Below are 9844 nucleotides of genomic sequence, written 5' to 3'. Positions count from 1 at the left end.
AAAGCCCGCGTCCACGCCTAAATCTACTTCTAACCTGGATACTTCAAGTGGAAATGGAGGGATACCTGGTTTCCCATTGACGTCGGTTATGATTGGAATCGTTGTGGCGACCCTGTCATTGTACGTTCAGAGGCAGCAATAGTAGAACCACGCGCGTTACACCGCTGCTATTCGAGGAGTCCAAGTATCTGAGAGATGAGAAAAAAGAATGGACCCCAAGAATTGCTACGATGCATTGAAAACCTGGACTAGCATATACTCGTGCTTATTCAAGATAGGTTGAATCCTGTTAAATTCTAATCATCTAGGCGCTATTTGTTAAGTGGAACCATCATCTATCGCCCTGTAACCAGGCTAATAAAGTCACATTTTTGGTAACCATTCTAGTTTTTTTCACTTCTTTGTATCGAACTTCTTCAAAGGAAAAAAGGTCGTCATTATCTGCATAGAATTTAACCCCTGCATTTAGATAAGCATCAAAACATTCAATTTTTAGAGTATGGTCACCGGCTAATAACGAGGGATGCCTATATTTTTTTTCATAAAGTGAATGTTGACCCCAGTTATCAATAAGCAAAGTATCATCCAGATACAATTTACTCCCATCATCACTAGCAAGATAGAATGATAATGGACCTTTTTCTTTCAGATAGATCTTCGCGGTTGCAATAAAACCAATCCAATTATCATATTCACCATAGATTGGTTCATGACCCCAGAAATAATCAAATTCAGCAGGAAATGTTGATGTCCCAACGACAGAACCCCATTTATTCGTTTCCACGTTAAATTCCTTCCAAGTAACGGTCCAAATCGTGTTTTGAGGGACTGAATAGGATTCAACTTCAATGTAGTGTTCGACTTCGTTGTATGGTTCATTATAATCCACTTTAATAATGGGCACCATAGAGAAAATTACTACTGAAATTAGAACTATCACTGTAATTAAAACAATCACAAGTTTCCGTTTCTTACTGACCCCGTTCTCATTAACGCTTTTCTGACCTTCAGGGGACGATATAGACGGAGACGGTGTAGAGGATGACGATGTTGTCCCTGACCCGGTTGCTGAAGCGTTTTTTTGTTCTTCTATAGGTGATGTAGACGGATTAATGGTTTGTTGAAGACCTTTACAACTTGGACAGATTTCTTCGTCCACCTGAATTTGGACTCCACAGTGTCTACAATCCTTGTATTTGCCCACGATAGCAAAGGCGTAAAATAGGCATATAGTATACTCGATTGAACCAAACTAGTAGAAAGGTGTGAAGATGACTAGATTTTAGATGTGTTTTTCGGACTCCTCAAATAGCAGCCGCGTAGAGCGCATAGTGACGTAAGCTTAGTCCCTGAAGATGGCGAGGAAATTCTATCCTTAATGTTTTAAGAAAGATATAAGATAAGTAGAGTTTATGTCGGACATTAACTGGAAAACCATTGGTGTTACTTCGCTTGTTTCGGCTATAATTGCAATTCTCGTTGTTTCTGGACTGATTATGAGCATCCCGATGATTCAGAATGCGTTACGTGGTCCTGAAGGAGTTCAAGGAATACCGGGAGACCAAGGAGCTCAGGGAATACAAGGGAACCAAGGGAACAGAGGGGCTCAGGGAGAGAGGGGTTTACAGGGAGCAGAGGGACCTGAAGGTCAATCCGGTGAACGAGGGTTAAAAGGAGATAAGGGCTTACAAGGGATACCGGGGGCAAAGGGACCACAAGGCGATAGAGGTATACAGGGGGCTGAAGGTGAACCATATAGTTTCGAAGGTGAATGGGTTACTAAATATGAATGGAGTTGGGAAGATGTCAACTCACTTTGGGATTATACATTTACTACAGAAGCAAATTTCATAATGATATATCCCGTTTTTTTCCTTGATGACGGTTATTTGAATTTATGGGTTACTGAAGGAAACACGGGTGAACCAATCGCGGGTTTTTTCTCAGGCGATGACGCTTCTATCTCTTCTCTTTTAATTCCCGGTAAAGGAACGTATACAATTTTCTTTTCAGCTGAGAATGTCCCTTTCTTTATGCTAAAAGTCTCAGAGTTCCTACCAACAAATTAAGGAAGTCTCTCATAACCTCCGTGTGTGTGTGTGGGGCTAAACTTTAACCCCTAATACGCGTAACACCCAACCAGATATATTATGGTTCAAGTCAAGTCCAATGCTGCTAAGCTGAGTGTTCGCATAAAAGTTAATAAGAATATTATTCATTCAAATAAAAACGAAATAGATCTTGAGGGTAAACAGTGAAGTACCGTATTTTAGGTAGAACCGGCGTCAAGATTTCACCACTAGCATTAGGCACAGCTAACTTCGCAGACCCCACACCTGAAAACGAGGCAATAAAGATCATTGATCGAGCCATTGACGCAGGCATCAACCTAATAGATACCGGCAATACATACGCTAATGGCGAAAGTGAACGCATTATCGGCCGAGCTCTGAAAAAGAATGGTAAACGAGAGCAGGTGCTTTTATCCACAAAGGTACATTACCCCGTTGGCCCAGGACCAAATGACAGCGGAAACTCCCGACTCCACCTGATAAAATCCTGCAGAGAATGTCTTAAACGCCTTCAAGTCGAGAGAATAGACCTTTTCCAGTTGCACAGACACTCAGATGATTCTCACATTGATGAAACTCTTCGAGCCTTAACAGATCTAGTTCACTGGGATATGGTCACGTATATAGGAACCTCAACTCACCCCGCATGGAAAGTGCAGGAAGCAATCATGGCCAGCGAGCTCAAAGGCCTTGAACGCTTCGTATCCGAGCAACCACCCTACAATCTCCTCGACCGTCGCATTGAAAATGAATTAGTCCCTATGTGTCAAGCCAATGGACTAGGAATCTTACCCTGGTCACCAATGGCTATGGGGATCCTAGCTGGGCGTTATAACTCCATGGATTTTCCAAAAGACTCTCGTGCTGCTTTAAGAGGGGGTATATACGCAGAAAGGGTTACACCGCAAGGTATAGAGGTTGGAAAAAAATTCGTCGTATTAGCTAAGGAAAAAGGGTTGACACCTTCACAACTGGCGCTCCTCTGGGTTAAAGACCAACCAGGTATTACAGCACCTCTAATTGGCCCACGAACACTTGAACAACTTGAGGATTTCTTACCTGTTTTGGAAATGAGGCTTGATAATGAGACGAGAAAAGCATGCGATGAGTTAGTTCCTCCCGGAAGTGCCGTGGCGAACTTCTATAACTCAGCCACATGGATGAAGATGATAGTTGCGAACAGCTGGAGTGGATTAAATTAAGTTATCTGAAATTGGAATTTGAGAAGGGGGGCGTCTTCTATGCGCGTCTAATTGAAGAAGAAGCACCAAAGACCTGTATAATTATCAAGGAACGTTTACCTTTCAAATATAAATTCCATCAAAGCATAGTCTCAGGACAGGCATTGGTCACTTTGCCTCCTGACTTGACTGTCGAACGAGAAAACCAGCGAGTTGCTGGGATACTACCGGGTGCAGTCTGTTTTCTCGTTAGAGATGATCCTGTTCATGTTCCAGATGAAATATACATTGCTTATGGTCTATTCATCTCAAGAGGCCTAACTGTTGATATGAAGCAGCCAGTCAACGTTTTCGCAAAAATAGAAGATAATCTCGAAGAACTAATGAAAGTGGGTAAACGTGTACTTATGGAGGGAGCTGAGGTCGTACGCTTCAGCCTCGCGCTTGCAGGATGATCTTAATCCTGTACATTTGGACAAATTGGCGAAAATATTCTCTAGCATGCGGGTCCTCGCGCTTCAGATTAGGTAAGGTCTAGATGGAAATTATAATTTTAACCCTCAAACCCACCTACTTACTCCTATATCCCTATCTACCTACTAATCAATAACCACAAACAGTGGCGGTTAATTTTAAAGTGTGAATTATTAAATGCATTTCATTATACGTAAAGTGTACCTATGTTGAGGTTTATGGTTATACTGCGAGAGCGGGTTTCCAAGTTTCCATCACCCTCCTAAAGATACACCATACTACCTCTTTAAAAATATCCCTTTTCAAATGGAAACCACCCAGTTTTAAGCTCCTTAACGCTCCTCAGATTTTCCCCAGAATCATTTGTCAAGAAGCGTCCACAGAGAACAATATGTATCAAAATCAGGGGTAATTAGGCGCGTATTTAACTCGCTCGACCCCTCTAACACGAACGGAATCCCTGCGCGGAAGTAGCCCTTTCAGGTGTCTGGTGGTGTTTTTCAGGATAGTTACCAAGTATTGGTATGAAGTATTGTATCTAGAGCCCTCTTTTTTCGTGTACCAGGTACTTTGTGGGCATATCCAAAAGTGATGATAGCAGCAATGCTGGCGGTTGGGGGGATGTTGAGGGTCTCCCTGAGCCTTACCTCGTTGTAGTCCCCTATCCAGCATGTGCCGATACCCTGGAGGTGGGCGGCAATGACCATGGTCTGAAGTGCGATGACAGTGTCCGTAAGGCCCCAGCGTTTGGTGATAGGATCGTTGGTAATGTATGCCCCGACAATAGTGAAAGCGCTCGTGCGGATGTGGCGGTTAAAGAACCCCCCGCCGATTCTGTCCTTGATGTTCTGATCGGTGATAAGGAGGAAGTGCCAGGGCTGGCGGTTGACAGCGCTTGGGGACTGGCGGCCTGCCTCCAGGATCTTGTCAATCTTATCCTGGGGGATTGGGGTCTTAGCATATTTCCTGACGGTGCGACGGGTGAGGAGCTGGTCGATACAGTCCATGGTGGTTGTAGAGGTGAGGCGGGTTATGTGTGTGGTGGTAATCCCAGTACCTCCCTCCTCTCGTCGGGGTGTCCTCCGAATCACTTGCCAGGACTCATCTTCAGAGACAAAAAATGAGATACATGTGACAACCGAAACGAGCCAAATATAGGTTTTTTTACATCATCTGTTTTTCAAAAGGGGGAATGAGGACATTGTTTTCAAGGTGTATATGCTGGAATAGATCTGTTTCCAGATCTTTCAGCTTTTTATATGTTGTTTCGTATGTTGAGCACACGTCTTCAGGTACTCTATACTGGTCTGTTACCCTTCTGAGCTTTTTCAGAATATCCCCCGCCCCATCATGTACTTTCATTAACTCCCCGTTCAAATCAACTATCCTCGCCAATTGAGATGCAGTAGGGTTCTTCACATAGTCCCTGATCACTGGAAAAACGATCTCCTCCTCCTGGATTAAGTGCTGGTCAATGTCCATCTTGAGATTATGGAAAAGCCTGTAAACTTTTGATAGAACCTCTCCATGGCTCGCCCCGTGGACCCGCAGTATCGTGGTCAATAGGTCGCTCAACTGAGGGAGCTCAGTGCGTAGATGTACATGGTGGGTATTTACAAGATGATCCATGAGCTTAGGCGCAGATTCTGTTCTCCAATCGACGTCCTTCCGATCCTGACCCCGAATATCCTGATAGCTATCTCCCAACCTTCCAAGGACATCAGATTCATCAAAGCCCTTCTCCTCAATAGCTTCCAATAAAGGTCTTTGCCCTCCACAACAAAAATCAATTCCATACTCCGTGAAAATTTCACTAGCCTTTGGAAATCTTGAAACGATATCGCCTATTTTCTCTGAACTCGAAAAAAGTGGCTTCATTTTAGTTCTTGAGTCTCTCTGTTGGAGGAATATTAATCTTGTTTTTACCCGAAAGCACAATTCTTGAGGTGACCGTGAACACGAAAAAGCCTTTATTACGAGCGAGTGAGCGCGTGTTTTTATATATTTACCAATAGAGCGAGAAAGAGAGGGCGTTGCCATTCCATCCCCTCGGTCAGGGACCGGCAGTGTATCATAGGAGTAGCCCGGCTATCGCTTCTAGAGTGTTCTCGATGCCATCTGTGAAGCCCATAGCGTTGATCTTGTTGAATCTGTCATCGTACTCTGGATTAGACGTCAACATGTCAATTAGCCTAAGAAGCATTCCTCTGTTAACGTCATCCTGATGGATCGCCTCGGCAAATCCGAGCTCCTTGGCTCTCCTCGCGTTTGCATACTGTTCCGTATGGTTAGGAGTAGGAATGATGATGCTTGGTTTGCTGTAGCAGATGGACTGCATAATTGTGTTATGGCCTCCCCTGCAGATAATCGCGTCCGCAGCCTTGAGGTACTTGTATCGATCCTCAACCCATGGAATAACCGTCAAGCTCCCGGATTTGACCGGGTCAGAGCCTCTTTTGGGATTCCCTGTGGACATTACTACCTTAATATCCCTGGGAAATCTTTCTAAGATTGGCTCCAACATTTTGATGAGAGGGATCTTCTCCTGTATTGGCCCGCTGATGGCTGCATAGATCAATTTGTCGGTCTCCGACGCCCCCGCCTCTTTCCTTACCTCCTCGGAACCCCGCACATCTTCCGGCTTCCTCTCTAGAATGAAACCCCCTATTTTGACACGGTCCTTGTAGAGTTGGGGTATCCTGAGAGAATCAAGGCAGATCGTATAGGGCCTCGGAAAGTCGGGAATGATGATAACGTCGCTGGAGCCCCATCCCCCGCTTAGCATTGTCATGATGCCCCCGTCAACAATCTTCGTGATGTTCTGGTTTAACTGAGAGGCAGGAATCATGAGCCTGAACTGGTTGATAATCAGAACCACTGGGATCCCAAGGAGCTTCCCGGCTGCTAGGGTGGAGAGACGGGAATCAGAGACCACAATGTTAGGCCTGAAGGACTTTATGTATTCCATCTCCGCTTTAATCTGCTTCATGAGCGTTGTGAGAGCGAAGACTCCTTGTTTCAAGACTGTAGCCTTAAGGTCGATCCTACCTGTAGAATCCGATACCAGACTGATCGCGGGGCTTTTTACCACTGGGAACCCTTGCCGCCTTACAAACTCCACGGCCTCCAAATAGGTGGAGAACATTACCTCCGCCCCCCGCCGTTTCAGTTCCATAGCGACTGGGATGGTCCTACCTACGTGGCCTAGTCCTATTCCGCAGGGGCCGATATATACTCTCGAACCATCAAAGTCCAACGATATCCCCTCATCAGATTTCCTTGAGCTCCACCCTTACGGTTCTGCCCCCTGGCTCCTCCTCTGTGAAGATGATTGCCCTAAACCTGAATATATCTGTCCCTGGGATCATCCAGGATTCAGGAGGTAGATACGCCTTGAGGCAGCACTGGGTAAGGAACTCCTTAGCGTTCCACCCCCAGTCTACAGCCACCTGGGGTAACAGCAACCCTCTGTTGGACCCCCGATCCACTATAAGCCCGTCTCTCCCGATCCGGACGTGTTCGGGAAGATCTTCTAGGCACTCCACCACGATTTTTTCAGGAGGCGTGAGCACACTAACCTCCACAGCAATGGATTCCATCTCATCAAGACCCACTGGGGGGAATCTATGGTCCTCCAGGGCGGCGCTCACAGCAGCCTTCGATACTACGTCCACTAAAGGCATCAATGGATAAGGGAATCCTATACACCCCCGTAGGCTATGATTAGATTCAGAAGCATTTTTGAGTGTAACAAACACACCACAGATCGTCCTCAGCTTCTCGGACACATCTTTCTGACTAGGAGGGTTTCCCCTACCCAGAGCCGCCTTGATGGACCTCCTCGCAAAGCCAACGAGAAACGCTCCGTCCCTTGAGTTGAGTTCAAAGCTCAATTGTGTCGCCATCGATAACCATTTTCGGGGCCTTATAAAGAATTTTCAGGCTTTGTCACGTCAGTGATTCTCGAGGTCTTGAAGATTTCCTCAACGATCCTTTCCCAATAACTCCCGTGTGAGTAGACTTTCTCACAGTGACTACTAGACTGCCAGAACTTGTCATACCCCTTGAGAGTTTTCTGAGGAACCTCTTCAACAAGCTCATCTCGGGATACTTTGTTCAATACTGCACTGCAAAATGTGCATTGATCCCCTACAGGATAAAGCACAAGACTATGCTCTGTACCTACATATGCAAGCATTTCCTCGTCCCTGCTACATTTCACGAGGAATGCATCCACGTCCCTCCTCCTGGAAGAGGGTTAGATCCCACTCCATAAGATAAGTCCCTGCTCCATCCCCCTTTCCAGAAGCTCAGCATTTGGGGAATTTCTTGAGAACTCAGTCTTATATCCGCATATCAGAAATCAACGGTTGAGTGAGCCCAGCATAGCATCAACCAGAAAGGATGGTGTCATTATATCCCCCGCCTAAGCCACAGGTTCTTCTGTATCGGAGCACACAAAACAGTTTCCCAGATCAAGCGCTTCTACAACCTTCACTGTGACCAGGTTTGGCTTTAATTTCCATTGCAGTCTTGGAAAAGGAACTCCGTGTATGATCCTAAGGTTGTACGTATATATCTCACACCTGCCGCAGTAATTCACGACAGACGCCCTTGATGATCCTTTCCCACTCTGGATCTGAACCTCTCCCTGACGCTACTACGAATGATTGGTAAAATCATGCCTCATTGTCTAAAGTCTCCCTCTTGAGACTCCCCATGTAGATCACACCGATCTTCATAATGCCCTTAATACCCATTATTTCAATGGCAACCTTGAGTATTGTGTCTTTATCCCAAGTCATCAAGAAAGAAGGTATATCGCCACACATGCCCCTTTAAGAGCCGCCACTATGCGATTACCCGATTCAAAAGGTCTCTCCGGAGATTTTTGTCCACGGAAGGGGGCTCCCTCTATGTATGATTACGGTGACAATCACATGTTTCTTCATCACCCTAGTAAAGCCTGCGACAGATTTATTCATCTATACATTTAGGACCGAGCTTGACATCGGCTCCCAGATAATTTGAGCCTATTTATATCTAGATCAAAGGCAGCATCAATCTAGAACCGCTCGCTCCGTATCTAAACGGGGCAGATTCCAGTCTTTGGGGTAGAGACGCTTTTAATTAGATGGATTCTCCGAGTAATCAAATAAGCTCTTCTGATTCTGGATCGGAGCAATCGTAATACGGACCCGAGGGACACCATTGGTGACATACCGCTTCGACGAGCTCTTTACTACAACGAGCTTATCGTCGGTATAGGCAACCTCGTTCAGGCCATCCAAGACCGACTTTTCAAGGTTGTCCAGATCCGGAGTGGTCGACACCCAGAAATCAAGACGCCTGGTCTTAGGCCGTCGCATATAAAAAGTAAGGGAAACCACAACGGGCAAGGCAAAGGGCCTCTCGAAGTGTTTCTTCGCCTCGGTCTTGACTATAGTTTCCCAGTCCTTGACCTTCTTGGGGGTAAAGGCGAATCTCCTCTTGCCCTTGGTGACTACCCGCGCTCTAGCTTTGGGGACCGGATTCCCTGCCACCTCAAAAGTCACACGGCTCAAAACGCGCTCTTCGCCTCCTGAGAAACCCAAATCTGGTGGGAGAAAAGCCTTGCCCTCTGAAGAGATACAAAGCGCGTCAGGATATATACCTGCAGACTGTGCTGCACTCGCTGCACTCTACAGTCTGATTTTCCGTATCATCACCTATTTGGGCGTGCATCCAGCTCCCGCAGTTGACACACTTGAAGAAGAAACCTGTGTCTCCATTCCCATCTGAGAATCTTAGCACGTTAGGAGACGCAAGAACATAGGAGGACCCCGGAGGTCTCTTCAGACCAAGCCTTGAGGCCTTGAGCCGGATAGCATTCGATGACCTATCGGGAAACTCTTGGCCGATTTCGTCAAAGGAGGTGCCTGCAAGATACATGGACCTGAGCATTCGCTCTTCTACCTCCGACCACGGTGTTCCTGACATTCGGCATATTCACCATCCCTATTCACAGTCTTTGTGTCCAACTAGAGGCCCACCTCCAAGGGGCTACCACGCCAGTTAGTGGAGGCGCGATTAAGCGTAAACATATATCGATTCCAAGAGCCCCCGCCCACCTAGGTT

Annotated in this window: 12 protein-coding genes; 3 read left to right on the top strand and 9 right to left on the bottom strand. The window is 46.1% G+C overall.

The annotated features are described in order from the left end of the window. Positions 1–331 precede the first annotated feature (331 nt). A complete protein-coding gene (locus QGG23_08280; GenBank protein ID MDP6049412.1) occupies positions 332–1159 on the bottom strand; it encodes a PA14 domain-containing protein in 828 nt (275 codons plus the stop codon). A 253-nt stretch (positions 1160–1412) separates the two neighbouring features. On the opposite strand from QGG23_08280, the gene QGG23_08275 reads away from it, so the two are divergent. The 3 genes from QGG23_08275 to QGG23_08265 all read left to right on the top strand — a co-directional run bounded on the left by QGG23_08275 (position 1413) and on the right by QGG23_08265 (position 3708). Next, positions 1413–2069, top strand: coding sequence for a hypothetical protein (locus QGG23_08275; protein ID MDP6049411.1), 657 nt, complete (start codon positions 1413–1415; stop codon positions 2067–2069). A 185-nt stretch (positions 2070–2254) separates the two neighbouring features. Next, positions 2255–3274 (top strand): aldo/keto reductase, encoded by a 1020-nt coding sequence (locus tag QGG23_08270; GenBank protein MDP6049410.1) that lies wholly within the window; start codon positions 2255–2257, stop codon positions 3272–3274. Further along, the gene (locus tag QGG23_08265; GenBank protein MDP6049409.1) at positions 3229–3708 is read left to right on the top strand and encodes a DUF3830 family protein; all 480 of its coding nucleotides are present in this window, start codon (positions 3229–3231) and stop codon (positions 3706–3708) included. The genes QGG23_08270 and QGG23_08265 overlap by 46 nt, the downstream gene beginning before the upstream one ends. 528 nt (positions 3709–4236) lie before the next feature. Here QGG23_08265 and QGG23_08260 read toward each other — a convergent pair. From QGG23_08260 to QGG23_08225, 8 genes are all read right to left on the bottom strand, one after another. Next, positions 4237–4818, bottom strand: coding sequence for a nitroreductase family protein (locus QGG23_08260; GenBank protein ID MDP6049408.1), 582 nt, complete (start codon positions 4816–4818; stop codon positions 4237–4239). Between the two features lie 73 nt (positions 4819–4891). Beyond that, positions 4892–5605, bottom strand: a complete 714-nt coding sequence (gene ric / locus QGG23_08255; protein ID MDP6049407.1) for an iron-sulfur cluster repair di-iron protein — start codon at positions 5603–5605, stop codon at positions 4892–4894. A gap of 193 nt (positions 5606–5798) precedes the next feature. Further along, positions 5799–6983 (bottom strand): glycosyltransferase family protein, encoded by a 1185-nt coding sequence (locus tag QGG23_08250; GenBank protein ID MDP6049406.1) that lies wholly within the window; start codon positions 6981–6983, stop codon positions 5799–5801. Positions 6984–6996: 13 nt separating this feature from the next. After that, positions 6997–7632 (bottom strand): TIGR00296 family protein, encoded by a 636-nt coding sequence (locus QGG23_08245; protein ID MDP6049405.1) that lies wholly within the window; start codon positions 7630–7632, stop codon positions 6997–6999. Between the two features lie 20 nt (positions 7633–7652). Next, positions 7653–7964 (bottom strand): Mut7-C RNAse domain-containing protein, encoded by a 312-nt coding sequence (locus QGG23_08240; protein MDP6049404.1) that lies wholly within the window; start codon positions 7962–7964, stop codon positions 7653–7655. Positions 7965–8406: 442 nt separating this feature from the next. Continuing rightward, complete coding sequence (locus QGG23_08235; protein MDP6049403.1) at positions 8407–8532, bottom strand: hypothetical protein; 126 nt, start codon at positions 8530–8532, stop codon at positions 8407–8409. Between the two features lie 321 nt (positions 8533–8853). After that, positions 8854–9282, bottom strand: coding sequence for a RusA family crossover junction endodeoxyribonuclease (locus QGG23_08230; protein MDP6049402.1), 429 nt, complete (start codon positions 9280–9282; stop codon positions 8854–8856). A gap of 85 nt (positions 9283–9367) precedes the next feature. Further along, positions 9368–9706 (bottom strand): SANT/Myb-like DNA-binding domain-containing protein, encoded by a 339-nt coding sequence (locus tag QGG23_08225; protein MDP6049401.1) that lies wholly within the window; start codon positions 9704–9706, stop codon positions 9368–9370. Between the last annotated feature and the right edge of the window lie 138 nt (positions 9707–9844).

The sequence above is a fragment of the Candidatus Bathyarchaeota archaeon genome, from assembly GCA_030739585.1.
Classification (GTDB): Archaea; Thermoproteota; Bathyarchaeia; order TCS64; family TCS64.
This window is presented reverse-complemented; position numbering and strand designations above follow the sequence as displayed.